At 76.7% G+C, this 26,081-nt stretch carries 28 protein-coding genes; 4 read left to right on the forward strand and 24 right to left on the reverse strand.

The window, feature by feature from the left end; genetic code table 11:
• Positions 1-253: 253 nt before the first annotated feature.
• Positions 254-1,030, reverse strand: coding sequence for a demethylmenaquinone methyltransferase (locus BLS21_RS03090; protein ID WP_425431578.1), 777 nt, complete (start codon positions 1,028-1,030; stop codon positions 254-256).
• Positions 1,031-1,065: 35 nt separating this feature from the next.
• Here BLS21_RS03090 and BLS21_RS03095 point away from each other — a divergent pair, with 35 nt between their 5' ends.
• Positions 1,066-2,340 (forward strand): isochorismate synthase, encoded by a 1,275-nt coding sequence (locus BLS21_RS03095; protein ID WP_175479374.1) that lies wholly within the window; start codon positions 1,066-1,068, stop codon positions 2,338-2,340.
• Between the two features lie 6 nt (positions 2,341-2,346).
• Here BLS21_RS03095 and BLS21_RS03100 read toward each other — a convergent pair whose 3' ends face one another.
• The 5 genes from BLS21_RS03100 to BLS21_RS03115 form a co-directional block, all read right to left on the reverse strand.
• The gene (locus BLS21_RS03100; protein WP_245699988.1) at positions 2,347-2,694 is read right to left on the reverse strand and encodes an iron chaperone; all 348 of its coding nucleotides are present in this window, start codon (positions 2,692-2,694) and stop codon (positions 2,347-2,349) included.
• Entirely contained in the window at positions 2,694-2,855 is a 162-nt protein-coding gene (locus tag BLS21_RS24935; RefSeq protein ID WP_175479375.1) for a hypothetical protein, read from the reverse strand. Before BLS21_RS24935 ends, BLS21_RS03100 begins: the two co-directional genes overlap by 1 nt.
• Positions 2,856-3,073: 218 nt before the next feature.
• Positions 3,074-3,859, reverse strand: coding sequence for a GAF and ANTAR domain-containing protein (locus tag BLS21_RS03105; protein WP_091213515.1), 786 nt, complete (start codon positions 3,857-3,859; stop codon positions 3,074-3,076).
• A 29-nt stretch (positions 3,860-3,888) separates the two neighbouring features.
• Positions 3,889-5,589 carry a 2-succinyl-5-enolpyruvyl-6-hydroxy-3-cyclohexene-1-carboxylic-acid synthase gene (gene menD, locus BLS21_RS03110; protein ID WP_091213518.1) on the reverse strand — a complete coding sequence of 567 codons (1,701 nt, stop codon included), beginning with the start codon at positions 5,587-5,589 and terminating at the stop codon, positions 3,889-3,891.
• Positions 5,586-6,521 (reverse strand): o-succinylbenzoate synthase, encoded by a 936-nt coding sequence (locus BLS21_RS03115; RefSeq protein WP_091213522.1) that lies wholly within the window; start codon positions 6,519-6,521, stop codon positions 5,586-5,588. Before BLS21_RS03115 ends, menD begins: the two co-directional genes overlap by 4 nt.
• A gap of 143 nt (positions 6,522-6,664) precedes the next feature.
• On the opposite strand from BLS21_RS03115, the gene menE reads away from it, so the two are divergent.
• Complete coding sequence (gene menE / locus BLS21_RS03120; protein WP_091213525.1) at positions 6,665-7,798, forward strand: o-succinylbenzoate--CoA ligase; 1,134 nt, start codon at positions 6,665-6,667, stop codon at positions 7,796-7,798.
• A 3-nt stretch (positions 7,799-7,801) separates the two neighbouring features.
• On the forward strand, positions 7,802-8,674 hold the full coding sequence (locus BLS21_RS03125) for a 1,4-dihydroxy-2-naphthoate polyprenyltransferase (protein WP_091213528.1): 873 nt from the start codon (positions 7,802-7,804) through the stop codon (positions 8,672-8,674).
• Between the two features lie 98 nt (positions 8,675-8,772).
• Here BLS21_RS03125 and BLS21_RS03130 read toward each other — a convergent pair whose 3' ends face one another.
• Both BLS21_RS03130 and BLS21_RS03135 read right to left on the reverse strand, forming a co-directional pair.
• Complete coding sequence (locus BLS21_RS03130) at positions 8,773-9,087, reverse strand: DUF4229 domain-containing protein (RefSeq protein WP_091213532.1); 315 nt, start codon at positions 9,085-9,087, stop codon at positions 8,773-8,775.
• The gene (locus BLS21_RS03135; protein WP_245699990.1) at positions 9,071-9,544 is read right to left on the reverse strand and encodes an Lrp/AsnC family transcriptional regulator; all 474 of its coding nucleotides are present in this window, start codon (positions 9,542-9,544) and stop codon (positions 9,071-9,073) included. The genes BLS21_RS03130 and BLS21_RS03135 overlap by 17 nt, the downstream gene beginning before the upstream one ends.
• A 77-nt stretch (positions 9,545-9,621) precedes the next feature.
• Between BLS21_RS03135 and BLS21_RS03140 the strand changes: the two genes are divergently transcribed.
• Complete coding sequence (locus tag BLS21_RS03140) at positions 9,622-9,828, forward strand: hypothetical protein (protein WP_091213534.1); 207 nt, start codon at positions 9,622-9,624, stop codon at positions 9,826-9,828.
• Between the two features lie 134 nt (positions 9,829-9,962).
• Here BLS21_RS03140 and BLS21_RS03145 read toward each other — a convergent pair whose 3' ends face one another.
• The 16 genes from BLS21_RS03145 to BLS21_RS03220 form a co-directional block, all read right to left on the reverse strand.
• On the reverse strand, positions 9,963-10,190 hold the full coding sequence (locus tag BLS21_RS03145) for a hypothetical protein (protein WP_139176998.1): 228 nt from the start codon (positions 10,188-10,190) through the stop codon (positions 9,963-9,965).
• Between the two features lie 229 nt (positions 10,191-10,419).
• Positions 10,420-10,956 (reverse strand): DUF6653 family protein, encoded by a 537-nt coding sequence (locus BLS21_RS03150; protein ID WP_091213539.1) that lies wholly within the window; start codon positions 10,954-10,956, stop codon positions 10,420-10,422.
• A gap of 439 nt (positions 10,957-11,395) precedes the next feature.
• Positions 11,396-12,331, reverse strand: a complete 936-nt coding sequence (ccsB, locus tag BLS21_RS03155; RefSeq protein WP_091213541.1) for a c-type cytochrome biogenesis protein CcsB — start codon at positions 12,329-12,331, stop codon at positions 11,396-11,398.
• On the reverse strand, positions 12,321-13,997 hold the full coding sequence (gene resB, locus BLS21_RS03160; protein WP_091213544.1) for a cytochrome c biogenesis protein ResB: 1,677 nt from the start codon (positions 13,995-13,997) through the stop codon (positions 12,321-12,323). The genes ccsB and resB overlap by 11 nt, the downstream gene beginning before the upstream one ends.
• 150 nt (positions 13,998-14,147) lie before the next feature.
• Positions 14,148-14,969, reverse strand: coding sequence for a cytochrome c biogenesis CcdA family protein (locus BLS21_RS03165; RefSeq protein WP_091213547.1), 822 nt, complete (start codon positions 14,967-14,969; stop codon positions 14,148-14,150).
• Positions 14,969-15,541 (reverse strand): TlpA family protein disulfide reductase, encoded by a 573-nt coding sequence (locus tag BLS21_RS03170; RefSeq protein ID WP_245699991.1) that lies wholly within the window; start codon positions 15,539-15,541, stop codon positions 14,969-14,971. Before BLS21_RS03170 ends, BLS21_RS03165 begins: the two co-directional genes overlap by 1 nt.
• A 68-nt stretch (positions 15,542-15,609) precedes the next feature.
• Entirely contained in the window at positions 15,610-16,254 is a 645-nt protein-coding gene (locus BLS21_RS03175) for a histidine phosphatase family protein (protein WP_091213555.1), read from the reverse strand.
• A complete protein-coding gene (gene hemL, locus BLS21_RS03180) occupies positions 16,254-17,639 on the reverse strand; it encodes a glutamate-1-semialdehyde 2,1-aminomutase (protein WP_091213557.1) in 1,386 nt (461 codons plus the stop codon). The genes BLS21_RS03175 and hemL overlap by 1 nt, the downstream gene beginning before the upstream one ends.
• The gene (locus BLS21_RS03185; protein WP_091213560.1) at positions 17,636-18,121 is read right to left on the reverse strand and encodes a hypothetical protein; all 486 of its coding nucleotides are present in this window, start codon (positions 18,119-18,121) and stop codon (positions 17,636-17,638) included. The genes hemL and BLS21_RS03185 overlap by 4 nt, the downstream gene beginning before the upstream one ends.
• Positions 18,118-19,107 carry a porphobilinogen synthase gene (hemB, locus tag BLS21_RS03190; protein WP_091213562.1) on the reverse strand — a complete coding sequence of 330 codons (990 nt, stop codon included), beginning with the start codon at positions 19,105-19,107 and terminating at the stop codon, positions 18,118-18,120. The genes BLS21_RS03185 and hemB overlap by 4 nt, the downstream gene beginning before the upstream one ends.
• Entirely contained in the window at positions 19,104-20,645 is a 1,542-nt protein-coding gene (locus BLS21_RS03195; protein ID WP_091213565.1) for a uroporphyrinogen-III synthase, read from the reverse strand. The genes hemB and BLS21_RS03195 overlap by 4 nt, the downstream gene beginning before the upstream one ends.
• A gap of 86 nt (positions 20,646-20,731) precedes the next feature.
• Entirely contained in the window at positions 20,732-21,670 is a 939-nt protein-coding gene (gene hemC / locus BLS21_RS03200; RefSeq protein WP_091213567.1) for a hydroxymethylbilane synthase, read from the reverse strand.
• Entirely contained in the window at positions 21,667-23,043 is a 1,377-nt protein-coding gene (locus BLS21_RS03205; RefSeq protein ID WP_091213570.1) for a glutamyl-tRNA reductase, read from the reverse strand. Before BLS21_RS03205 ends, hemC begins: the two co-directional genes overlap by 4 nt.
• On the reverse strand, positions 23,040-23,723 hold the full coding sequence (locus BLS21_RS03210; protein WP_091213571.1) for a redox-sensing transcriptional repressor Rex: 684 nt from the start codon (positions 23,721-23,723) through the stop codon (positions 23,040-23,042). The genes BLS21_RS03205 and BLS21_RS03210 overlap by 4 nt, the downstream gene beginning before the upstream one ends.
• Before the next feature lie 427 nt (positions 23,724-24,150).
• Positions 24,151-24,399: a glutaredoxin family protein gene (locus tag BLS21_RS03215; protein WP_091213574.1), complete on the reverse strand. Its 249-nt coding sequence runs from the start codon at positions 24,397-24,399 to the stop codon at positions 24,151-24,153.
• Positions 24,389-25,966, reverse strand: coding sequence for an AMP-binding protein (locus BLS21_RS03220; protein WP_091213577.1), 1,578 nt, complete (start codon positions 25,964-25,966; stop codon positions 24,389-24,391). The genes BLS21_RS03215 and BLS21_RS03220 overlap by 11 nt, the downstream gene beginning before the upstream one ends.
• Positions 25,967-26,081 lie beyond the last annotated feature (115 nt).

The raw sequence follows: 26,081 nt of genomic DNA on the forward strand, positions 1-26,081 counted from the left end.
GTCCCCTCCGTTCGAGTTCCCCGGCCACTTTGTGAATTGCTTCACAAGGTGGCCCGGTCCCCACTCTAGGCCGGGGTGTGACCTTGGTGACAAGTGGCTTCCCGGAATGGCGCGTCACAGTTGGGTCAAGGACCCCGTCCTCCTCGGGAAGGCCCCGTCCCCTCACCCCTCGCACGCTCGGGGCGAGCCTCCGGACGGGGCCACCCGGGCTCGCGGCGAGCCTCTGGCCGGGGCCGCCCCGGGAGAACGGCGTTCAGGTGAGCGGCTTGCGACCGCGGTGCAGCGCCACGATGCCGCCGGTGAGGTCGCGCCACGCGACGTCGGACCAGCCGGCGGCCTGCAGCCGGGCGGCGAGCGCCGGCTGGTCGGGCCAGGCCCGGATCGACTCGGCCAGGTAGACGTAGGCCTCCGGGTTGCTGCTCACCGCGCGGGCGATCCGTGGCAGCGCGCGCATCAGGTACTCGGTGTAGACGGTGCGGAACGGCGCCCAGGTGGGGCTGGAGAACTCGCAGACCACCAGCGTCCCGCCGGGCCGGGTGACCCGGGCGAACTCGCGCAGCGCGGCGTCGGGGTCGGCGACGTTGCGCAGGCCGAAGGAGATGACCACGCCGTCGACGCTCTCGTCGGCCACCGGCAGCGCCATGGCGTCACCGGCCACCTTGGGCACCGGCCGGGCCGCGCCCGCGCGCAGCATGCCCTGGGAGAAGTCGCAGGCGATGGCGCGCACGCCGCCGGCCGCCAGCTCGACGGTCGACACCGCCGTCCCGGCGGCGACGTCGAGCACGGTCTGCCCCGGACGGGCGCCGAGCGCCGCGCGGGTGGCCCGCCGCCAGGAGGCGTCGAGACCGCCGGAGAGCACCGTGTTGGTCAGGTCGTAGCGCGCCGCGACCCGGTCGAACATGGCCGCGACGTCGGCCGGCTGCTTGTCCAGACCTGCCCGCAGTGGGAGGACCCCCTCCTCCCCACCCCTCGCAGGCTCGCGGCGGGCCCCGGGAGAGGGCCTGTGTGCGCTGTCTCGCCGGTCTGCCACGACGGGCGACGCTACCGGCTGCCTACGCTGGGGCCGTGACAGTGGCAGCCGTGACCACCCCGGATGCGGTCACGCCCGTCGTCACCACGACGCCGCTGCTCGAGCCCCCCGCCCTGCTCGACCTGCTGCCGGCCGCCGGCGCGGTGTCCTGGGTGCGCCGCGGGGAGGGCCTGGTCGGCTGGGGCGAGGCGGCCCGGCTGGAGGTCACCGGCCCCCGGGCCCTGGCCGAGGCGGCCGAGTGGTGGGAGGCCCTCAGCGCCGGCCTCGACGTCGACGACCGGGCGGAGGTGCCTGGCTCCGGGCCCGTCGTGTTCGCCAGCATCGCCTTCGACCCGGCCGCCGGGACGTCGGTGTTCGTCGTCCCGGAGGTCGTCGTCGGCCGGCGGGACGGCGCCGCCTGGGTGACCACGACCGGGGACGCCGACCCCGCCGACGTGCTGGCCGCCGCGCCCGCGACCGCCCCGGCGCCGGTCGGCCGGCTGCGCTACGCCGACGGCGCGCTCGACCCGGCCTCGTGGTGCGCGACCGTGGCCGCGGCCGTGGCGCGCATCGGCGCCGGGGAGCTGGCCAAGGTGGTGCTGGCGCGCGACCTGCTGGTCACCGCCGACGCGCCGCTGGACCCGCGCGCACTGCTCGCCCGGCTGGCCGCCCGCTTCCCCGGCTGCTGGACCTTCGCCGTCGACGGCCTGCTCGGCGCCACGCCCGAGCTGCTGCTGCGCCGGACCGGGCGCGAGCTGTCCTCCCGCGTCCTGGCCGGGACCGCACCCCGCGGTGCCGGTGCCGACGACCAGCGGCTGGCCGCGGGCCTGCTCGCCTCGGCCAAGGACCGCGCCGAGCACGCCCTCGCCGTCGACTCGCTGGTCCGGGCGCTGGAGCCCTACTGCACGACGCTCACCGCGCCGGGGGAGCCGCAGCTGCTGACGCTGGCCAACGTGCGCCACCTGGCCACCGACGTCACCGGCGTCCAGCGCCGCGGCGGCGCGCGCGGCCGGGCCGGGCTGCTGGAGCTGGTCGGTGCGGTGCACCCGACCGCCGCCGTCTGCGGCACCCCGACCGATGCCGCCGCCGCGCTGATCGGCGAGCTGGAGGGCATGGACCGCGGCCGCTACGCCGGCCCGGTCGGCTGGCTCGACGCGCGCGGCGACGGCGAGTTCGGCCTGGCGCTGCGCTGCGCCCAGCTGGCCGACGACGACCCGGCCACGGCGCGGCTGTTCGCCGGCTGCGGCATCGTCGCCGGCTCCGACCCGGCCGCGGAGCTGGCCGAGACCCAGGCGAAGTTCGCCGCCTTCCAGGCCGCCCTGGAGAGCTGAGGCGGGTCAGCGGCGGGCGAGCTCCTCGACCACGCGACGGACCAGTTCGTGCGGCAACGGGTCACGGTGCGGCAGGCGCATCGCGTCCTCGGCGCCCCGGTACGGGGCCACGGCCGCCTCCAGCTCGGGGTCGGCCAGCTGCTGCGGCAGCGGGTGGAGCGCCACGTGCCGCGTCCAGACCGCGACCTGGACCAGCGACCGGCCGTCGACGGTGAACGTCGGCACCCCGTACCGGACGGTCTGGTCGGCGCCCGGCACGGCCGCCGCCACCGCCTGACGCACCTGCTCGACCCGCTCGCGGACGTCGCGAGGCAGGCCGGCCAGGTACTCGTCGACCGGTGCCTGCACCGCCATCAGCCGGCCGCCGCGCGCGACAGCGTGGCCGGCCCGGTCCCGTGCCCGGCGACGTCGAGCGCGAGAGCGCGGACGGCGGCCGGCTCCCCCGGCGTCGCAGGCCGCAGGAGGTCTCCCCCGGTCCCCGGGAGCCCGGCAGGGGCCTGCTGCAGCGACGTCATGGGGGCGACGCTAACCGCCCTCCGGGGGGATCGCGAACGAGTTGCGACACGGTCGCGTTCCCGCCGCACGTGCGGCTGTCCTCGCGAACCGCGGGTCAGCGCACCGGACCGTCCGCGGGGAGCAGCGGCGAGCGGCGAGCGGAGCCCGGAGCGTGGCCACCGACACGTCCGACCGCCCCCCGCAGCCCGCGGTCCCGACCTGCCCGGTGACCACCGGGTCACCCGGCGCCGGGCACCGATCCGGTCCGCGTCAGCTCGTCGGCGACGTCCACCAGCCTGCGGTTGGTCTGCTGCGAGACCCGGGCCAGCACCTCGAAGGCCTGGTCACCGGTGAGCTTGTACCGCTCCATGAGGATGCCCTTGGCCTGGCCGATCAGGTCGCGGCTGCTCACGGCCCGGCGCAGGTGCTCCTCGTTCTGGGCCCCGGCGACGGCCACGGCGGCGTGGGCGGCGAGGACGAGCCCCACGTCCTCGGACTCCTCACCGAAGGCGTGCGGCTGCCGCGCGTAGAGGTTGAGGGCACCCAGGTCGTCGCCCTCGACGAACAGCTGGATGCTCAGCGAGCTGAGCGCGCCGAGCTCGACCGCCTCGGCCGCGAACCGGGGCCACCGCGTCTCGGTGCGCATGTCGTCGACGCGGACCGTCTCCGCCTCCCAGACCGCGTCGAGACAGGGCCCCTCCTGCATGCGGTTCTGCGCCTCGTCGACCTGCCGCGGGAGGTCCCCGGTCGCGGCGCGCGGCTCGACCCTGCGTCGGCCCGTGACGTAGGTGACCGTGCACTCCTCGGCGCCGGGGACGATCCCGACCGCGGTGTCGGTGAGGGTCCGCAGGGTGGCCTCGACGTCGCCGTGCTGCTCCTGCAGCGACCGGGCGACCCGCCCCATGACCTCGCCGAGGCCGCAGGCCCCACCGGGCCCGCTCCTGCCGTCCCCGGACAGCAGCGCCGGGCCCTGCTCCTCCCTGCTCCCCGCTGAACGGTTCGCGCGCGGTGACTCCTCGCCCATGTCCGGCACCGTAGCCGGGGGGCGCCCGGTCACCCGTGGTCGAGCGCCTCGCCGGCGGCCGCCCGCAGCGCCGCCGCCAGCTCCGCCTCGGCGCGCTGGTCGGTGCGGACGACGACCACCCGCGGCCCCCCCACCGCGACGGCGTCGGCCAGTCCCGCCGACGTCGACACCCGCACGGCCGGCCAGCCCAGGGCCTCGGCCACCGCCACCAGGTCACGGCCGTGCGGCGTGCCGAACACCCGCCGGTAGCCGGCCTCGTACCGCGGCTGCCCGGGCTCGAGCTGGGCGAAGATCCCGCCGCCGTCGTTGTCCGGGACGACGAGGGTGAGGTCCGGCCGCGGCTCCCCCTCCCCGACGAGCAGCCCCTGGAGGTCGTGCAGGAGGGTGAGGTCGCCGAGCAGCGCGAACGCCCGGCCGCCGTGCACGCGGGCCGCCCCCACCGCGGTGGAGACCGTCCCGTCGATGCCGGCGACCCCGCGGTTGGCCAGCACGGTCAGCCCCGCCCGCGGGACGGCCAGCCGGTCGACGTCGCGCACCGGCGTCGACGAGCCGAGCACCAGCAGCGCGCCGTCGGGCAGGGCGGCGACCAGGTCGCGGGCGAGCACCCCGGCGGTCAGCGCGGGCAGCGCGTCGAGCACGCCGTCGACCGCCGTCCCGACCCGGTCGGCCGCGGCGCGCCAGGCCGTCCGCCACGCCGGGTCGGCGGTCGCCGGGGTCCTGCCCGGGGGCGCGCCGGGCGCCGGCAGGCCGCCCACCCACGTCGTCGAGCGCCCCGCGTCGGCCCAGCGCGGGGACGTCCCCACCGTCTCCACCCGGACGGCGGGGTCGGCCAGCAACCGCGACACCGGCCGGGACAGCGTCGGCCGTCCGACGACCATCACCCGCTCGGGGCGGTGCTCGGCCAGCCAGCCGGGCACCCCGAGCAGCAGCGCACCACCGCGCACGGACGCCGACCACGCGCCGCTGGACGGCTCGGCGACCACCGGCCAGCCCCGCGCCGCGGCCAGCTCCGCGGCCGCACGGCCCAGCTCGGGGACCGTGTCCCCGACGACGACGAGCGTGCGGGCCGGTCCGGCGTCGGCGGGCCGCTCGACGGCTGCCACCGAGCCGCCCGTCCACGGCGCACCGTCCGGCCGGCCGGACCACGGGCCGACGACCCGCACGTCGGCGTCCTCGGGCAGCAGCGGCTCGCGGAAGGGCAGGTTGAGCTGCACCGGCCCGGGGTCGGCGGAGAGCGCGCCGCGCGCGGTCAGCAGGGCCTTGGCCACCAGCGAGCGCCAGTACCGGTTCTGCGCCTCCTCGCGGCCGGCCTCGGGCACGCCGACGTCGACCGCCGCCCGCACCGCGCCGCCGTAGAGCCCGGGCTGGGCGATGGTCTGGTTGGCGCCGGTGTCGCGCAGCTCCGGCGGCCGGTCCGCGGTCAGGGCGAGCAGCGGCACCCCGGCGGCGTCGGCCTCCAGCACGGCGGCGTGCAGGTGTGCGGTCGCCGTCCCGGAGGTGGTCAGCACCGGCACCGGCCGCCCGGAGGCCTTGGCCAGGCCGAGGGCGAGGAAGGCCGCCGTCCGCTCGTCGATGCGCACGTGCAGGGTCAGCCGGCCGTCGCGCTCGGCGTCGGCGAGGGCCAGCGCGACCGGCGCCGAGCGGGAACCGGGGGCCACCACGGCGTCGGTGACCCCGCCGCGGACCAGCTCGTCGACGAGCACCCGGGCGAGGGCGGTGGAGGGGTTCACCCGCGCACCGCGTCCAGCCGGGCGCGCCAGCGCGCCTCGACCTCCGGGCCCGCGGCGACCTCGGCCAGCCGGTCGGGCGTCACGGGCCGCACCGGGAGCGCGCCGTCCACCGGCAGCAGCGGCTCGCTGGTGACGTCGCCGTCGAGGAGCGCCACGGTGGCCAGCCCGCAGGCGAACGGCAGCTCGGGCAGCGCCGCGGCCAGCGCCACCCCGGCGGCGATGCCGACCGAGGACTCCAGCGCCGAGGAGACCACGCACGGCAGGCCGTGCGCCCCGGCCACCTCGAGCGCCGCCCGCACCCCGCCGAGCGGCTGCACCTTGAGGACGACGACGTCGCACACCCCGCGCAGGTCCACGCGCAGCGGGTCGGCCGAGCGGCGGACGACCTCGTCGGCGGCGATCCGCACGTCGACCCGCCGGCGCAGCGCGGCCAGCTCCTCGAGCGACGCGCACGGCTGCTCGACGTACTCCAGGCCCACCCGGTCCAGCTCGCGGATGCGCGCGGCGGCGGTGTCGACGTCCCAGGCGGCGTTCGCGTCGACCCGGATCGCGCCGGACGGGCCGAGGGCCTCGCGCACCGCCTCGACCCGGGCGAGGTCGTCGGCGGGCGTCTGGCCCGGCTCGGCGACCTTCACCTTCGCCGTCCGGCAGCCTGAGGCGGCCACGATGGCGTGCGCCCGCTCCGGGCCGACGGCCGGCACGGTCACGTTCACCGGCACCGCGTCGCGCACCGGGGCCGGCCAGCCGTCGCAGGCCGCCTCGACCGCCGCGGCCCACCAGCGGCGGCTCTCGGCGACGTCGTAGTCCCAGAACGGTGAGAACTCACCCCAGCCGGCGGGGCCGGGCACCAGCACGCCGTCGCGGACGTCGATGCCGCGGAAGCGGGTCCTCATCGGCACCGACCAGACCCGCGCCCCGTCGGTGTCGATCACGTCGGCAAGCGTAGCCAGGCCCTCCCGCAGGGCCCCGCGGCGAGCCCTGTCGGCCCCCGTGCAGGGGCCCGCCGCGAGCTCGCGAGTGGCGGGTGGCAAGGGGGTCCTTCGAGGGGGCAGGTGGGTCCCTACTCTCGGACCTCGTGCCCAGGCACCTGACCCCCGTGCCCGCGCCGGCCGATCCCCTCGCGCTCGTGCCGCAGGTGCGCGCCGCCCTGGACGGCACGGCGCCGCTCGCGGTGCTGCCCGCGGGTCCGCCGGCCGCCGTCGAGGCGGCCCGGGCGGTGCTGCGGCCCGAGCAGCCGCTGGAGGACGGAGCCGACCTCGTCGTCGTCACCTCCGGCTCGACCGGCGGCGGCCGTGGCGTGCTGCTGCCGGCCGGTGCGGTGCACGCCTCGGCCGAGGCCACGCTGCACCGGCTCGGCGGTCCCGGCGCCTGGCTGCTCGCGCTGCCCGTCTCGGCGATAGCCGGCCTGCAGGTGCTCTGCCGCTCGCTCCTCGGCGGCACCGCACCGACCGTGCTCGGCTCGGGGGAGCCGCTGACCGCCGCTGTCGCCCGCATGCCGGCCCGACGGCGCTACACCTCGCTGGTGCCCACCCAGCTGCGCCGGTACCTCGACGCCGAGCCCGCCGCGCTGCGCGCCTTCGACGCGGTCCTGGTCGGCGGTGCGGCCACCGATGCGGCCCTGCTCGCGCGGGCCCGTGACGAGGACGTCGCCGTGGTGACCACCTACGGGATGACCGAGACCGCCGGCGGCTGCGTGTACGACGGCGAGCCGCTGGGCGGGGTGCAGGTGCGGGTGACCGACGGCGGGGTCGAGCTCGCCGGCCCGGTGCTGGCGACCGGCTACCGGCTCGACCCCGAGGGCACCGCCGCAGCCTTCACCGGCGGCTGGTTCCGCACCCGCGACGCCGGGACGCTCGACGACTCCGGCCGGCTGACCGTGCACGGCCGGCTGGACGACGTCGTCGTCACCGGCGGGGTCAACGTCGCGCCGCAGGCGGTGGAGGCCGTGCTGCGGCAGCACCCGGACGTCGTCGACGCCGTCGTCTTCGGCCGGCCGGACGACGAGTGGGGCCAACGGGTGGCGGCCGCCGTCGTCCCGGCCCCCGGCGCGACACCGGACCTCGCGGCGCTGCGCCCGTGGGTGGCCGAGCGGCTGGGCGGGCCCGCCGCGCCGCGCGAGCTGCACCGCATCGACGCCGTCCCGACCCTGCACACCGGCAAGCCCGACCGCCGCGGTGTCGCTGCCGCCGTGACCCACCGGAGGTCCTGAACCGTGGCCACCCCCGCGCAGTGGCTGGCCGGCGCCCGCCCCCGCACGCTGCCCGCCGCCCTCGCCCCCGTGCTCGTGGGCACCGGAGCTGCCGCGGCGCTCGACGGCTTCCGGCCCGTGCCGGCGCTGCTGGCCCTGCTGGTCGCCCTCGCGCTGCAGGTGGCGGTCAACTACGCCAACGACTACTCCGATGGCACCCGCGGCACCGACGCCGTCCGGGTCGGGCCGATGCGGCTGGTCGGCTCGGGCGCGGCGACCCCGCGGCAGGTGCTGGTCGCCGCGCTGGCCTCCTTCGCCGTCGCCGGCCTCGCCGGGCTGGCGCTGGCGGCGCTGTCGAGCTGGTGGCTGGTCGCGGTCGGCGCGGTCTGCATCGCGGCGGCCTGGACCTACACCGGCGGCCCGCTCCCCTACGGCTACCGCGCGCTGGGCGAGGTCTTCGTCTTCGTCTTCTTCGGCCTGGTGGCCGTCGTGGGGACCACGTTCGCCCAGACCGGCTCGGTCGACGGGCTGGCCGTCGCCGCCGCCGTGCCGATCGGCCTGCTGTCGGTGGCGCTGCTGGTCGTGAACAACCTGCGCGACATCGAGGGCGACGCCGCGGTCGGCAAGCGCACGCTGGCCGTGCTCCTCGGCGACCGCGGTACCCGGGTCGCGTTCGCGCTGCTCCCCGCGGTGGCGTTCGCCATCGTCGTCGCGATCGGGGGAACCCGGCCCTGGGCGCTGCTCGCGCTGCTCGCCGTCCCGCTGGCGGTGCCGCCGGTGCGCACCGTGCTCTCCGGCGGGCGCGGCCCGGCGCTGATCGCCGCGCTGCAGGGCACCGGCCTGCTCACCCTGGCCACCGGCGTGCTGCTGGGCGCCGGGCTCGCCCTCAGCGGCTGACGAAGCCCCCGTCCTCCCCACCCCTCGCTCCGCTCGCGGCGGTGCCCTGGACGGGGCCCGCGGCGAGCCTCCGGACGGGGCCGGCCCGAGAGGGACCCTCAGCCGTCGCCGGTGAGGCGGGCCTCCCGCGCGGCCCTGGCCTGCTGACGGGCGACGCTGCGCGCGGCCAGCCCCTCGGTGAGCCGTTCGCGCGAGGGCCGCAGCAGCAGGTACGAGACCGGCATCGACAGCAGCAGCCCGAACAGCGCGCCGGACCAGAAGTCCAGGCCCAGCACCCACAGCAGCAGCACGAGGGCGGCGGCGATGGCCAGCCGGCCCACGGTGTAGATGACCAGCCAGGGCGCGATCCTCGGCGGCGCCGCCGGCCCCCCGGTCGGCGCGCCCGGCACCGCCGGCTCAGCCCTCTCCGCCATGGCGGCCCTCCCACTTGGTGCTCAACACGACCGTCGTCCGCGTGCGGGCGACGCCTCTGATCCGGTTCAACGCACTGATGGTGGCCTCCAGTGCCGGGATGTCGGTCACGCGGACCTTCAACACGTAGCCCTCGCTGCCGGCCACCCGCCAGCAGTCCTCCACCTCGGGCAGCGTGGCCAGTCCGGCCTCGACGCCGGTGTCGTCGACCGAGTCGCTCTCGATCACGCTCACCAGCGCGGTGACGCCCAGCCCCACCGCCGCCGGGTCGACCACCGCCCGGTAGCCGGTGATGACGCCGGCGGTCTCCAGCTTGCCGACCCGCTCGTGCACCGCCGGCGAGGAGAGGCCGACCCGCCGGGCCAGCTCGGCGTAGCTCGCCCGGCCGTTGGCGCGCAGCAGGTCGATCAGCTGCTGGTCGACGGCGTCGATGGCGTTCTCCTCCTGCCGGGGCCGCACGGGTGCGCGTACGAGTATCGCCCGCGCACGTACTGTGGAGGGGGCTCGGGCTCGATCGACGAGGGGGGTGGGCCGCCATGGCCTTCGTGGTGGTGCTCGTGGTGGCGGTCGCCGTGGTGGTGCTGGTGCTGCGGGCGGCGGAGAAGGGTGGTCCCGGCCGGGTGCGCGCTCCTCGACCGCCGCGCCCGCAGCGCGCCGTCCGCCCGATCGCGCCGGACGACGACCCCGAGTTCCTGCGCGAGCTGGAGCGCCGCACCCGGCGCGACGACGGCTCCCCGGCGTAGCCGCCCGGACCCCTCCGAGGCGCGTCCCGCGGCCCCTCACCAGGGGCCCTGGCCCCGTCCCGGGCCCGCCCCGAGCTCGCGAGGGGTGGGGAGGACGGGGTCCTCCACCGAGGGGTGGGGCAGAGGGTCCTTCCTCAGGCGGCGCGGAAGAGGCGGCGCCACCCGCGGCGCCGCTGTGGCTCCTCGGCGGGCGGAGCGGCGACCACGGCCTCCTGGGTCATCCCGCCCGGCCAGCCCAGGCCCTCGTGCGTCGTCGGGTCGCCCGGCCAGCCCAGGCCGCTCTCGGTGCCCTCGGCGCGCAGGTCGCCGTGCCGGCCGGCCGGCGCGTCCGCGGACCGTTGCGCGAGCGCTGCGGCGACCACGGGGTGCACCGCGGCCCCCTCGGAAGCAGAGTGCCTACCCACGGGGAGCTCCCCTCCGGCGCGACATGGGGGCATGGAAGCACGGCCGCGTCCGGCGTGTCACCGACACGCCGTCCGTCCGGGGGACCCTGTCGCCTGGTGTGACGAGCGGGACGCCCGCCTCGAGCCCTGACCTCGCGGGGCGCGTCCGACGACGGCCCGGTCACGCAGGGCCCCACGGCGGAGCCGGTCAGTACTCCCAGGAGGCGTACCGCGGGTCCCGCTCGGCCATCGTCCGGAACAGCAGCCCCATCCGGTCGATGAACCAGGCCTTGGCGCACTGCACGAGGAGGAGCCCCCCGACGACGGACCTCAGGTCGAACACGACCAGGCCGCGGGCCAGGGCGGCCAGACCGGCGAACTGGAACGCGTAGGTGGTGTTCGGGACGGCGGTGGACCGGAACTGCTCCGGGAGGTCGACCGCGTTCCGGTCGGCCCAGATGCGCTCGCCGAGCACCCCTCTCGACGCCCAGTTCCGGGTCGATCGCGGCGGGGGGAACAGCAGCGGCTCGACCACCGTGAAGACCAACGACGCGCCGAGGGGCAGCAGCGACCGCCGGCCGATCCCCCGCCGGCTCCAGATCGACAGGACGATCAGCGGCAGGACGGCGAACCGGATCCAGACGCTCGCCGGGTTGGCGTGCCGCAGCCAGGTGTCGTCCCGCAGGCCGAACAGCCTCGCCAGCCGGGCATCGGTGGTGACGGCGTCGGGCGAGGGGGTGGTCACGGCCCTCCGTCCCTTCCTGGCGCGGCACGACTCCCCCGCCGGCCGGCCACAGGACGACGAGGAGGCGGTGTCCCGGGAGCACTGCCCGACGTCGTGCCGCTCCGCCTGCTCGTCCTCGCCATGTCGCTGCCCTCCCCGATCGAGCACCGGGCTCCGGCGCAGTGCCTCGTCGGAGGACTCGCTCGCGCACGCCGGCGGGGTGTCGCGCGGAGGAGATGTTCCGCCGGTGCAGCCGGGCGGGGAACCCCGGCGGAGTGCCCGGGAGGCGCGGGGCGTGCGCCCGTGGCACTCCGTCCGGAGGGCGGTCCGCCCCGTCCCGGGCCTCAGCCCGGGGCCGCGATCGGGTCCGGCGGTCCCGTCCCGGGTCCCGCCGCGAGCCTGCGAGTGGCGGGGAGCAGGGGGTCCTCCGACGAGGCGTGGCGGGAAGGGTGGTCCTCGTTCAGTCCAGCCCGCCGTAGCTGTGCAGGCCGGTCGACACCATGTTCACGTAGAGCAGGTTGAAGACCATCACGCCCAGGCCGACGACGTTCACCCACGCCGCGGGGCGCCCCCGCCAGCCGGCCGTCGTCCGCGCGTGCAGGTAGCCGGCGTAGACCACCCAGGCGATGAACGCCCAGGTCTCCTTGGGGTCCCAGCCCCAGTACCGGCCCCAGGCGCTCTCGGCCCAGATGGCGCCGGCGATGACGGCGAAGGTCCAGATCGGGAAGCCGAACACCGCGGTGCGGTGGGCGACGCGGTCCAACGTGACCGCGTTCGGCAACCGGGAGAGGAACGAACCCTCGGCCTCGGCGCCGCGGGCGTCGGAGCGCAGGCGCAGCAGGTACAGCACGCTGGCGATCCCGCTGACGAAGAAGATGCCGAAGCCGAGGATCGCCGTGGAGACGTGCACGGCCAGCCAGCTCGAGCGCAGCGCGGCCACCAGCGGACCGGTCTCGGTGTAGAGGAACAGCCCCGTGGCGACCAGCGCGATGACGACCGGCGCGAGCACGAAGGCGCCGATGTCGCGGACGGCCGGCACCCGGACGGCCAGCAGGAGGTAGACCACCACGCCGACCAGGACGACGGCGGTGGCGAACTCGTACATGTTGCCCCAGGGCAGCCGGTCGGCGGCCATCCCGCGGGTGACCAGCACGCCGGCGTGCACGACGGCGCCGACGGCGGTGACCGCGAGCCCGGCGAGGCCCCAGCGGTCGGTGCGCGCCGGCGGGGCGGGCGCCTCGGCCGGTGCCCCTCCCCCGGCGGACACCAGCTGCCGCGCCGGGCGGCGGCCGAACGCCAGCTGCGCCGAGAACGCCACGACGGCGACCGAGTAGAGCGCGACGGCGATCGAGAACAGGGTGTCCGACAGCTCGGCCAGCGACGGGTCAACGGTCACGCGGGGGGACCTCCGGTTCCGGTGCGGCCCCGCCGGACGGCGGGGCGGAGGGGGTCGGGGCGCGCTCGTCGAGCGCGGCCTGCAGCCGCCCGGTCAGCTCGGCGAAGGACGTGGCGCTCTCGCCGCCGCCCCGCGTCAGCGAACCGACCGAGAGCACGGTACCGCCGCCGTCGGGGGCGGGGCCGACGCGGGCGAAGAAGCGCTCCCGGCGCAGCAGGAGCAGCGCCAGCAGGCCGACCAGCAGGGCGATCGCCGCGCCGAGCACCCAGACCTGCCCGGGGTCGTGCGAGAACTGCAGCGCGGCGAACTGGTCGACGCCGGTGAAGGTGACCGCCGTCCCGTCGGGCAGGGTCAGCGTCTCGCCGACCGCCAGGTTGGCCCGGCCGACCTCGGAGAGCCGGCCGCGCTCGATCTGGCTCCGGTCGAGCGAGTAGACCGACTGGGGCAGGCCGGAGTCCAGGCCGAGGTAGCCCTGGTAGGCCAGGATCGCCACCTCCGGGTTGAGCGGCCGCGGGTCGATCGAGGTCAGGACGCCGCCCTGCATCAGCCCGGTGGGTGCGAAGAAGCCCTCGAGCGCCAGCTGGTCCTCGACACCGGCGCCGAGGTCGGGGAGCTTGAGCGCGCCCTCGCTGGACATCGTCGTCTGGTCCGAGGGCAGGAACGGCGCCGAGACGTCGGTGAACGCCGTCCCGTCGGGGAGGGTGACGGTGAACCGCGGCGCGTAACCGTGCCCGGTCACGTAGACGCGGTCGCCGTCGACCCGCAGGGGGTCGTTGACGCCGATCGTCGTCGCCTCGCCCTCCTCCCCGGGCCCGCCGTAGCGGATGTCGGCGGTGTAGGAGGCCGCGGTCAGGTCCTCCTCGTACTCCGCGCGGAAGTCCTCGAGGTCGATGCAGAGCGGGGTGAGGTCCGAGCCGTCGACCAGCGCGCCGGAGGAGTGGGTGTCGTACTGCTGGAAGGAGTTGCAGAAGCCCTGGCCCTCCGTGACCAGGATGCTGCCCTCGTAGCCCCACAGCTTCCCGCCGGCCAGGCCGAGCAGCAGCGCCACGAGCGACAGGTGGAACAGGAGGTTGCCGGTCTCCTTCCAGAAGCCCTTCTCCGCGGAGAGCTCGTCCCCGGATGCCGCAGGACCCGGCGGGGTCGGCTCAGCCCCGGAACGGCGGACCACGCGGAAGCGGCGCACCCGCAGCTCCTCCTCGACCACGTCGAGAGCGGCCGGGCCGGGCAGCGGGGTGGCCAGCTCCGCGGAGTCGGGCAGCCGCTGCAGCCGGCGCGGTGCCGGCGGCGGAGCGGCCCGCAGGGCGCGGACGTGCTCGCCCAGCCGGGGGACGACGCAACCGATGAGCGAGACGAACAACAGCAGGTACACCGCGGCGAACCACGGCGAGCTGAAGACGTCGAAGGCGTAGAGCCGGTCGAGCACCGGCGCCAGCGTCGGGTGGTCGGCGAAGTACTGGCGGACGGCGTTCTGGTTCAGCGAGCGCTGCGGCAGCAGTGACCCGGGGATCGCCGCCAGCGCCAGCAGGAACAGCAGGATGATCGCCGTCCGCATGGCGGTGAGCCGGCGCCACCAGCGCAGCCACAGGCCCCAGGCGCGGGCGCCGAGGGAGGGGCGGGCAGGGGGCTGCGGCGCCGCGGCCGGCCGCGGCGGGGCGGTGGTGGTCACGTCAGCTCCTCGCCGACGCTCGGCGCAGCCGCGCCCGGTGGTGCCGTGCCCATCGGGGACCTCGCCGGCTCGGTCACTCCGCTCCCCCGCTGCGCTCGTCCGCGTCGTGCCCGGCGGTGCTCCACCCATGCCGTGACCTCGCCGGCTCGGTCACAGTGACGTCTCCGCGAAGCCGTTGGCGGCCAGCCAGCCCTGCAACCAGCGCATCATCTCGGTCCAGGCGCCGGTCACCAGCAGCAGGCCGACGACCACGAGGACGACGCCGCCGAACCGGGTGACCGCCCGCGCGTGCCGGCGCAGGAACGACGTGGCGCCCATCGCCCAGCGGGCGCCGAGAGCGACCAGCACGAAGGGCACGCCCAGACCCAGGCAGTAGGCCAGCCCGAGCAGCGCGCCGCGGCCCGCGGTGGCCTGCTGGAACGCGAGGTTCTGCACCGCGGCGAGCGTCGGGCCCAGGCACGGCGTCCAGCCCAGCCCGAAGACGACGCCCAGCAGCGGGGCCCCGGCCAGCCCGGTCGCAGGCCGGAACGCCACCCGCCTGGTGCGCTGCAGCAGCGGCAGCCACCCGAGGAAGCCCAGCCCGACCAGGACGGTGACGACGCCGAGCACGCGGGTGATCTCGTCGTTGTACTGCAGCAGCAGCCGGCCCAGGCCGCCGAACGCGGTGCTGATGGTGACGAAGACGGCGGTGAAGCCGAGCACGAACAGCGCCGCGCCGAGCACCATCCGGCCGCCGGGCGAGCGCTCGTCGGTCCGGACCGCCACCGCCGTGCCGCCGGGGCCCTGCGCGACCGGGGCCGGCGCCGTCGTCGGGGCGCCGGAGCCGACCAGGCCGGTGACGTAGGAGAGGTAGCCCGGCACCAGGGGCAGCACGCAGGGCGAGGCGAAGCTGACCAGCCCGACCAGCGCGGCGACCGCGGCGGCCACGAGCAGCGGGCCGTCGGTCACCAGGCCGCTGAAGGTCTCCCCCATCAGCCCTCCTCGGCCATCAGCACGTCGAGCACCGCGCGCAGGTCGTCCTGCTCGACCGCGCCGGTGTAGACCGCGGCCACCCGGCCCTGCGCGTCGAGCACGATGGTGGACGGGATCGCGTTGGCCGGGTAGTCGCGGAACGCCAGCGCCACCTCGCCACGGGGGTCGTCCAGCGAGGGGAACTCGATGCCGAAGCCGTCCTCGAAGGCGCGGGCGAGCTGGTCGGTGTCCTTGACGTTGACGCCGAGGAACTGCACCCCCTGGTCGCGCACCTCGGCGTAGACCTCCTGGAACTGCGGCGACTCCACGCGGCAGGGCGCGCACCAGGAACCCCAGAAGTTGAGCACCGCGACGCCGCCGTCGAGCTCGCTGGAGTCGAACTCCCGACCGTCGAGCAGGGTGCCGGAGAAGTCCGGGGCGGCGGCGCGCTCGTCGGGCGGGATGACCTCGCCGGCGGGCGTGCCCTGCACGAAGCGGAACTCCCCGCCGTTGTTGACGTCGACGGCGTCGGTGCCGGTGGAGCAGCCGGTCAGGAGCAGCGCCCCCACCAGGGCGCCGAGCAGCCCGCGCACACCGGGGCCCCCGCGGCGTTGTGGAGCGGAGCGGAGCAACGTCGTGGGGTGGCTTCGTGGGGAGTACCTCATGCCCCGGGCACCGCGTCCGGTGGGGTGGCACCGGCGGGCTCCGCGTAGGACAGCCCCACGAAGCGGTCCCCGTCGTAGGTCAGCGAGGTGACGCTGGCCAGGCCGCACTCCCGGCGGCGCGGGTCGTGGGTGTAGCGGCGTCCCTCCAGGTGCAGCCGCAGCGTCCAGATCGGCAGCTGGTGGCTGACGCAGACCGCCGCGGCACCACGGGCGGCGTCCCGGGCCGTCTCGACCGCGGCCAGCATCCGCGCGGCGATCTCGACGTAGGGCTCGCCCCACGACGGGCGGAACGGGTTGCGCAGCTTCCACCAGTGCTGGGGGGAGCGCAGGGCGCCGTCCCCCACGCCCACCCGCAGCCCCTCGAAGGCGTTGCCGGCCTCGATCAGCCGGTCGTCGACCTCGACCGGCAGGTCGAGCTTCCCGGCGATGGGGGCAGCGGTCTGCTGCGCGCGCTCCAGCGGGCTGGAGACCACGTGGGTGATGGGGGAATCGGCACTGTCGGCCAGCCACTCCGCGGCGGCCAGCGCCATCGCCTCGCCGGTCTCCGACAGCCGGTAGCCCGGCAGCCGGCCGTAGAGCACCTTCTCCGGGTTGAACACCTCGCCGTGGCGCAGCAGGTGGACGACGGTCTTCTCGGCCATCAGGTGCTCATCCCGGTGGTGGCGTCGGCCGGTTCCTCGGCCGGCGGGGCGGACGACGGGTCGACGGCGGCCGCGGCGCGGGCGGCGGCGGGGAGGGCGTCGAGGACCCGCTCGACGGCCTCGTCGTCGAGCGCGGCGCTGACGAACCACGACTCGAACGCCGAGGGCGGCAGGTAGACGCCGCGGGCGAGCATCGCGTGGAAGAAGGCGGTGTAGCGGGCGGCGTCCTGCGAGCGGGCGTCGTCGTAGTTGCGCACGGTGCGCTCGTCGGGGACGAAGAACACCGAGAACATCGAGCCGGCCTGCTGCACCCGGTGCGGGACGCCCGCGGTGAACAGCGCGGCGCTGGCCGCGCCGCGGAGGGTGACGGCGACCTCGTCGCAGCGGGCGTAGACCTCGGGGGTGCAGTGCCGCAGCGTGGTCAGGCCCGCGGCGACCGCGACCGGGTTCCCCGACAGCGTGCCCGCCTGGTACACCGGCCCGGCGGGGGCCAGGTGCTGCATGAGGTCGGCGCGGCCACCGAAGGCCGCGGCCGGCAGCCCGCCGCCCATGACCTTGCCGAAGGTCATCAGGTCGGCGTCCACGGGGTCCAGGCCGTACCAGCCCGAGCGGGACACCCGGAACCCGGTCATGACCTCGTCGACGATCAGCAGCGAGCCGTGCGCGGCGGTGATGCGGCGCAGCGCCTGGTTGAAGCCGTCCAGCGGCGGGACGACGCCCATGTTGCCGACCGCGGCCTCGGTGATGACCGCGGCGATCTCGCTGCCCCGCTCGGCGAAGACGGCCTCGACCGCGGCCGCGTCGTTGTAGGGCAGGACGACGGTGTCGGCGGCGGCACCGGTGGTGACGCCGGGGGTGTCGGGCAGGCCGAGGGTGGCCACGCCGGAGCCGGCCGAGGCCAGCAGCGCGTCGACGTGGCCGTGGTAGCAGCCGGCGAACTTCACGACGACCCGGCGCCCGGTGACACCGCGGGCCAGGCGCACCGCCGAGAGCACCGCCTCGGTGCCGGAGTTGACCAGCCGCACCTCCTCCACCGGCGGCACCCGGCGGACGATCTCCTCGGCCAGCTCCACCTCGCCCTCCGTCGGGGTGCCGAAGGTCAGGCCACGGCGGGCGGCGGCGGTGACCGCCTCCACGACCGCGGGGTGGGCGTGGCCGAGGATCAGCGGACCCCAGGAGGCGACGAGGTCCACGTAGCGGCGGCCGTCGGCGTCGGTGAGGTACGCGCCCTGGCCCTGCGCCATGAAGCGCGGGGTGCCACCGACGGCGCCGAAGGCGCGCACGGGCGAGTTCACCCCGCCGGGGGTGACCCGCTGCGCGCGGGCGAACAGGTCGGCCGACGCGGGGGCCTCGTAGGCGTACGGGGGGCTGTCCAGCGAGGTCACGACCCCAGTGTCCCCTTCCTCTCCCGCGGGCTGCCGGGGACGTCCGACACAGCCGCGAGCAGGGCTCGCGACAGCGCCGCCGGGTCGCGCGTGGGGACGAGCACGGAGCGGCCGTCGGTCAGCCGCACCGGCAGGACGGTCCGCCCGCGCGGCGGCGAACCCGCGCCGCCGAGCACCGGTGCGCCGGCGTCCACCCCCGCCGTCCCCTCGGCCACGGCGCGCAGGTGCGCGGTGTCGACGTGGGCCAGCCGGACCCACTCGCGGCCGACGGAGAGGGACCCGCCGCCCACGCGCACCGTCCAGGCGCGGCGGGCCATGAGCGCGTGCCCGAGGGTGCCACCGAGCGCGCCGGCGGCGAGCGTCCAGACGAGGGACGGCACCCGCGGCCCCGGCAGCGCCACCTCCAGGACGACGACGAGCCCGAGGACCCCGGCGACCAGCCAGAACGGCCGCCAGGAGCCCCCGGGCTCGTCGTACGTCATCGCAGCCAGCGGGCCGCTTCCACCGCCCAGTAGGTCAGCACGGTGCCGGCCCCGGCACGCCGGATCGCGGTGAGCGTCTCGAGGACGGCCCGCTGCCGGTCCACCCAGCCGTTGGCGGCGGCCGCCTCGAGCATCGCGTACTCGCCGCTGACCTGGTACGCGCTGACCGGGACGTCGACGGCGTCGGCCACCCGGGCCACGATGTCCAGGTAGGGCAGCGCGGGCTTGACCATGACCGCGTCGGCGCCCTCGGCGAGGTCCTGGGCCACCTCGCGCAGCGCCTCGTCGGCGTTGGGCGGGTCCATCTGGTAGGTCGAGCGGTCGCCGAACTGCGGCGCGCCCTCGGCGGCCTCGCGGAACGGGCCGTAGAAGCCCGAGGCGTACTTCGCGGCGTAGGCGAGGATCGGCGTCTCCTGGAACGCCGCGCCGTCCAGCGCCCGGCGGATCGCCGCGACCTGGCCGTCCATCATCCCGCTCGGGGCGATCACGTGCGCCCCGGCCTGCGCCTGCGCGATCGCGACCGCGGCGTAGCGGTCCAGCGTCGGGTCGTTGTCGACGACGCCGGCGGGGGTGACCAGCCCGCAGTGCCCGTGGTCGGTGTACTCGCACAGGCACAGGTCGGCCATGAGCACCAGCTCGTCGCCGAGGTCGGCGCGCAGCTGCTGCAGCGCGACGTTGACGACGCCGTCGGCGGCGTCGGCCTGCGAGCCGACGGCGTCCTTCTCCGACGGGATGCCGAAGAGGATCAACCCGCCGATGCCGGCCTCGGCCGCCTCGTGCGCGGCCTTGCGCAGCGAGTCGGTCGTGTGCTGGACGACGCCGGGCATCGAGCTGATCGGCTGCGGCTCGGCGATCCCCTCCTTGACGAAGACCGGCAGCACCAGGTCGGCCGGGGCCAGCCGGGTCTGCGCGGTGAGCCGCCGCAGCGCGGGCGTCGACCGCAGCCGGCGCCCGCGCGCGAACCCGGGAACAGCGCCGCCGCTCACCTCTCCTCGCCGCCCTCCGCCTCGCGGAGGGACAGGGCGTGCTCGGCCAGGGCGTCGACCAGCGGGCCGACGGCGGCGGTCTCGGGCTGGACGTCGACCCGCAGGCCGAACTCCTGCGCCGTGGCCGCGGTCTGCGGGCCGATCACCGCGACGACGGTCTTGGCGTGCGGCTTGCCGGCGATGCCGACCAGGTTGCGCACGGTGCTCGACGAGGTGAAGCACACCGCGTCGAAGCCGCCGCCCTTGATGGCCTCGCGCACCGGGGCGGGCGGCGGGGCGGCCCGGACGGTGCGGTAGGCGGTCACGTCGTCGATCTCCCAGCCGCGCTCCTGCAGGCCCGCGGCGAGGGTCTCGGTGGCGATGTCGGCGCGCGGCAGGAGCACCCGGTTGATGGGGTCCAGCACGTCGTCGTACTCGGGGAAGTCGGCCAGCAGGCCCTCGCTGGACTGCTGCCCGGTGGGCAGCAGCTCCGGCACGATCCCGAAGGCGCGCACCGCGTCGGCGGTGGACTCGCCGACGCAGGCGACCTTGACGCCGGCGAACGCGCGGGCGTCGAGGCCCAGCTCGACGAACTTCTCCCGGACGGCCTTCACCGCGTTGACCGAGGTGAAGACGATCCAGCCGTAGCGGCCGGTGACCAGGCCCTTGATGGCCCGGTCCATCTGCGCGGGGCTGCGCGGCGGCTCGACGGCGATGGTCGGCACCTCGACCGGGACGGCGCCGTAGGACCGCAGCCGGTCGCTCATCTCGCCGGCCTGGTCCTTGGTGCGCGGCACCAGCACCCGCCAGCCGAACAGCGGCCGGCTCTCCCACCAGGACAGCCGGGCGCGCTTGTCGACGACCGACCCGACGGTCGCCACGACCGGGCCGCTGAGGGCGTCCAGCCCGGCGGTCTTCTCGGCGACGGCGGCCAGCTTGGCGACGACGCTCTTCTGCCCGGTGCCCGAGCCGCCGGTGGTGACGACGACCGGGGTGGAGCCGGACAGGCCGCCCTCGACCAGCCGCGCGGCGGCGTCGGGGAGGTCCTCGGCGTTGCCCTGCAGCACCAGCGGCGCGTCCAGGCTCTTCGCCGCGGCGGCGAGCGCCGCCAGGTCGGCCTCGCCGTCGCGCAGGTCGGCCGACAGCGAGGTGCCGCCGAGCGCGACACCGGCGAAGGCCGGCACGGCGGTGGCGGAGGCGACACCCGGGACGACGTCGAAGCCGACCGAGGTGCGGCCCACGGCCAGCACCTCCTTGACCACGTCGTCGGAGGTGAACGGGTCGCCGGCGACCAGCCGGACGACGGTGCCGCCGGACTTGGCGGCGGCCACGGCGGCCTTGGCCACCTCGACCGGCTCCCCTGCGGCGGCGGTCAGCTCGAGCTCGGGCCGGTCGGCGCGCACGGCCTCGGTGACCGCCGGCGCGACGTCGGGGTCGACGATGACGGTGTCGGCCGAGGCGAGCGCCGCGGTGGCTCGGGCGGTCAGCATCCCGGGGTCGCCCGGGCCGGCGCCGACGAAGACGACCCTGCCGGCCGCCGCGCCGTTCTTGCGCGTCATGTCCTGCTCCTGGTTCTGGCCCCGGAGGGCTCGTGTGCGAGGGGTACGGGAGGCCGGGGCCTGCTGCCCGGCCCGGGAGGTGCGGCTCACCGGGAGGCCGCCATCAGCTCGGCGGCGCCCCGGTCGAGGAGCTCCGCGGCGAGCTCGCGGCCGAGGCGCTCGGCCTCGGCGGGCGGCCCGGTGATCGAGCCGCGGACGCCGTCGCTGCCGTCGACCGCGGTGACCGAGGCGCGGAGGAACAGCTCGGGGCCGTCCTCCCCCTCGGCGAGCTCGGCGTACGCGGCGACCGGTGCGCTGCAGCCGGCCTCCAGCGCCGCCAGCGTCGTCCGCTCGGCGACGACGCAGGCGCGGGTGCCGGCGTCGTCGAGGGCGGCGAGCAGTTGCCGGGTGCGCTCGTCGTCGCCGCGGCACTCCACGGCCAGCGCGCCCTGCGCCGGCGCGGGGAGGACCTGCAGCGGGTCGAGCGTCTCGGTGATCGCCGACAGCCGCCCCAGCCGGGTGAGCCCGGCGCGGGCCAGCACGACGGCGTCCAGGTCGCCCGGGACGACCCGGTTCATGCGGGTGTCGACGTTGCCGCGGATCGGCACCACCTCGAGACCCAGGCCCAGGGCGCGCAGCTGGGCGACCCGCCGCGGGGCGCCGGTGCCCACCCTCGACCCCGGCGGCAGCTCGCCGAGGGTCAGGCCGTCGCGGGCGACCAGCGCGTCACGCGGGTCCTCCCGCGGCGGGACGGCGGCGATGGTCAGCCCCGGCTCGGGCAGCGTGGGCAGGTCCTTGTAGCTGTGGACGGCGACGTCGACGGTGCCCTCGAGCAGTGCCTGCCGGATCGCGGCCACGAAGACGCCGGTGCCGCCGAGCTGCGCGATCGCGACCGAGGAGCGGTCGCCCTCGGTGCTGATGTGCACCAGCTGGACCGGGACGCCGCTGGCCGCGGTGATCGCGTCGGCGACCGCCTGCGACTGGGTGGTGGCCAGCTGGCTGGCGCGGGTGCCCAGCCGGAGGGTGCCCGTGGTGGTCGCCGTCACGCCGTCCCCCCGGGCCGAAGCTCGTCGGGGTCGACGGTGACCGCCTCGGCCAGGTTCGTCCGCGCCGGGATGACCTCGGCGTCGATGCCCAGCCCGAACAGCGCCCGCAGCGCGTCGGCGTAGTCGACGCCCCCCGGGGCACTGGCCAGCTCCTTGACCCGCACGGTCGGCTCGTGCAGCAGCTTGTCGACGACGCGGCGGACGGTGCGCGCCACCTCGGCGCGGGCGCGGGCGTCCAGGTCGGGCAGCCGGGCCGCGAGCCGCAGCAGCTCGGCGTCGACCACCTCGGCGGCCTGGCTGCGCAGCGCGGAGACCGTCGGCGCGACCGCGGCGGCCTGCCGCTCGGCCCGCAGCAGCGCGGTCTCGGCCTCGATGAGCGCGTGCGCCGCGGCGACGTCGTCCGCCGCGACCGGGCTCGCGTGCGCGTGGCCGTCGGCACCGCGCTCGCCCTGCAGGAGGGCCAGGTCGACCACGTGCACGCCGGGCAGCGCGGCCACGCCCGGGTCGACGTCCCGCGGCAGGGCCAGGTCGATGACGACCAGCGGCCGGTCCGGCCCGGTGGTCCCGATCCTGGACCGCATCGCGCCGGCCACCACCTCGGTGCCGATGACGACGCCGCGCGCGCCGGTGCAGGTGACCAGCACGTCGGCGGCGGCGGTCTCCGCGGGCAGGTCGGCGAGGTCGGCGGCCCGGCCCTCGACGGAGGTCGCCAGCCGCTGGGCGTGCGCGGGCGTGCGGCTGCTCACGGTCACCGCGGCGCCGCGGCGGGCCAGGGTGGTCGCGGCCAGGGCGCCCATGGAGCCGGCGCCGACGACGAGCACCGGACGGTCCGCCAGCGAGCCGATGCGCTCCTCGGCCCGGTCGAGGGAGACCGACACCAGCGAGGCGCCGGCCTTGTCGATCCCGGTCTCGGAGTGGACCCGCTTGCCCACCCGCAGCGCCCGCTGCGCCACCGGGTGCATCGCCCGGCCGACGGTGCCCTGCTCGCGGGCCAGCGCGTAGGCGTTGCGCAGCTGGCCGAGCACCTGCGTCTCCCCCACGACCATGGAGTCCAGGCCGGCGGCGACGGTGAACAGGTGCGCGACGGCCTGGTCCTCGTAGTGGACGGTGACGTACGGGGAGAGCTCCTCCACCGTGGCGCCGGCCTGGCGTGCCAGCACCCGGCTGACGTCGGCGACGCCGCCGTGGAACCGGTCCACCTCGGCGAAGACCTCGACCCGGTTGCAGGTCGCCAGCACGATCGCCTCGCTGACGTGGTCGCTGCCGACCAGCTCGTGCAGCGCCTTGACGGTGTCGTCGGCGCCCATCGCGAACTGCTCGAGCAGTGCGACGGGAGCGGTCTGGTGGCTCACGCCCACCGCCAGCAGGCTCATGCGGTCACCTCCACGGTCGGTGCCTCCAGTGCCGCAGCCGCCGTGGCGCCGCGCTGCTGACCGAGGAACGCGAGCACCTGCAGTTCGACGGAGAGGTCGACCTGGCGGACGTCGACCCCCGCGGGCGCGTTCAGCGCCACCGGCGCGAAGTTCAAGATGCTCCTCACCCCGGCCGCGGTCAGCCGGTCGCAGACCGACTGGGCGACGTCGGCCGGTGTCGCGATGACCCCGATCGTGGCCGCCGTGGCGGCCACGACCTCGTCCAGCTCGCCCATCGGGCGCACCGGCTGGCCGCCGATCCGCCGCCCGACGCGGTCCGGGGCGGCGTCGAAGAGCCCGACGAAGCGGAACCCGCGGCTGCCGAAGCCGGCGTAGTCGGCCAGGGCGGTGCCCAGGTTGCCGATCCCCACCAGCACGCAGGGGCGGGACCGCTCGACGCCGAGGACCCGGGCGATGCGGTCGCGCAGCGTGGCCACCTCGTAGCCCACTCCGCGGACCCCGCAGGGGCCCAGGTGCGAGAGGTCCTTGCGCAGCCCGGCCGGGTTCACGCCCGCCGCCGAGGCGAGCTCACCCGAGGAGACGTTGCTGCGCCCGCCGTCGGCCAGCCCGGTCAGCACGCGCAGGTACACGGCCAGGCGGGCGACGGTGGCCTCCGGGATCCGGGACCTGGATGAGGGCACGGGGCACTCCTCGCTGGCGCTCGTCGCCCCCGTGCCCTGAGGAGCTGTGCCGTCGCACGACCTCGCGAGCTCGGTCATGTGGCACTCCACAGCAGGTCGCGCCCGGGGTTCCGGCGGGTGCCGGAGGCGGTCGAACGACATCGGGGACCCGGGCGGTCCGCCGCCCGGCGAACGCCACGGTAACCGCTTGTGAACGCAGGAACAAAGTCGCTGGGGGGCCGGCAGGCCGCTCCCCAGCGCAGATGCGCCCCGCTGTGGTGGAGACCATACCCCGCGTCTCCCCGCTCGACCCGCCCGGGTGAGCCCTGGGCTCGGCCGGCCTGGCCGACGCACCCCCGCGCCGTTCCACCGACCCCCGCGCCGGTGCAGCAGCGCGGGGGCGTCAGGAACGGCGCGGGAGTGGCCCCGTCGGCGGTGGGGCCCTCCGCTACAGGCCGAGGTCCCGTCGCAGCCGGGGCACGTCGACGGTGAAGTAGGAGTGCTCCCGCCCGTCGAGCAGCACGACCGGCACCCGGTCGCCGTACTCGGCCTGCAGCTCCGGGTCGGCGTCCACGTCGACCTCCGCGACCGCCAGCCCGGCCTCGGCCGCGAGCCGGTGGAGGGTCTCCGCGGCCACCGCGCACAGGTGGCAGTCGGCCCGGGTGAGCAGCTGCAGCCGGGGCGCGTCAGCGGTCACCGTCGCCCCCGGACGCCGTCGGCTCCTCGTCGGCGCGGGCCAGGCCGAGCTCGCGCAGCCGGGCCCGGCTGACCTTGCCGGTCAGCGAGTGCGGCAGCGCGCCGAGCACGTGCACCGACGTCGGCACCTTGTACCGGGCGAGGGACGCCGCGGCGTGCTCGCGCAGCTCCTCGAAACCGAGCTGCCGGCCCGGCCGCAGCGCGACCACGGCCCGGACGGCGGCGCCGGTCCGCGGGTCGGGCACGCCGATGACCGCGCTCTCCGCGACGGCCGGGTGCGCGTCGAGCACCCGCTCCACCTCGGCGGGGTAGACGTTGAAGCCGCTGACCAGGATGAGGTCGCTGCGCCGGTCGACCAGGTGCAGGTCGCCGTCCTCGTCGGCGTAGGCGAGGTCGCCGGTGGCCAGCCAGCCCTCGGCGTCCGGACCGCCGACCCCGTCGGGCCAGTAGCCGGAGAAGAGGTTGGCGCCGCGCACCCAGATCTCGCCCGGACCGTCCTCGGCGAGGTCGCCGGACGTCGAGACCTCGTCCTCCTCCTCCACCGGCTCGTGCAGCGCGGTGTCGCGCAGCTGCAGCTCCACGCCGGGGATCGGGCCGCCGATGCAGCGGGGCTTGGCCCGCCCGGTCGCCAGGGTGCTGGCCACCACCGGGGAGGCCTCGGTGAGCCCGTAGCCCTCCCACACGGTGACCGCGGCCCGCTCGCGCATCGCCGTCCAGACCTCCTCGGGCAGCGGCGCGGCACCGGAGGTGGCGATGCGGACGGCGGCGAAGGCGCGACGGAGGACGGCGTCGGACCCTGCGGCGTCGGCGACCGCCAGCCACGCCTGGAACACCGGCGGGGCGCCCAGGACCGCGGTGACCTCCTCGCGGGCCATCACCTCCAGCGAGCCGACCGGGTCGAAGGACTCCGCGAGCACCGCGCAGGCGCCGGTGGCGGCCACCAGGCCGAAGCCGGCGTTGAGCCCGTAGACGTGGAACAGCGGCAGCACGATCAGGACGCGGTCGTCGGGCTGGACCGGCGGCGGGTCCATGCGCAGGCACTGCTCCTGGTTGGCCCGCAGCGCGGCCGCCGACAGCATCGCGCCGCGCGGCCGGCCGGTGGTCCCGCTGGTGTAGGAGAGGAAGGCCGGTACGGTGTCCGGATCCCGCCCGGCCCCCTCGGGGACGGCCGGTGGCGGGGCGTCGTCCACCGGCGGGCCGGCGACCACCGGCACGCCGGCCACCGGGGGCCGGTCGTCGGCCGCGACGAGCAGCGACGCCCCGGAGTCGGTGAGCAGGTACTCCAGTTCCGGGTCGGTGTAGGCGGTGTTGACCGGGACGACGACCAGGCCCGCGCGCAGGGCGCCCAGCGTCGCCCGTAGCCAGTCGACGCCGTTGGGCAGCTGCACCGCCACCCGCTCGCCCGGGGTCAGCCCACGGGCCGCGTAGCCGGCGGCCGCGCGGTCGACCTGCGCGTCCAGCTGACTCCAGCTCAGCCGCTCCTCGCCGGCCACGACAGCCGGCGCGTCCGCGCGGTCCTGCGCCGCCGCGCGCACCAGCACGGACAGCGAGCTACCGACGTCGGTCATCGACACCTCCTCTGGTGGAGCGGCCATGGTCTCCCGGGGGCGCCTCGCACCGGCCCTCGACCGGGTGGCGTGGACGGACCGGAGTCATGTTGTCACCATGGGCTCCGACCCGCAG

It is taken from the genome of Geodermatophilus siccatus (assembly GCF_900103785.1).
GTDB lineage: Bacteria > Actinomycetota > Actinomycetes > Mycobacteriales > Geodermatophilaceae > Geodermatophilus > Geodermatophilus siccatus.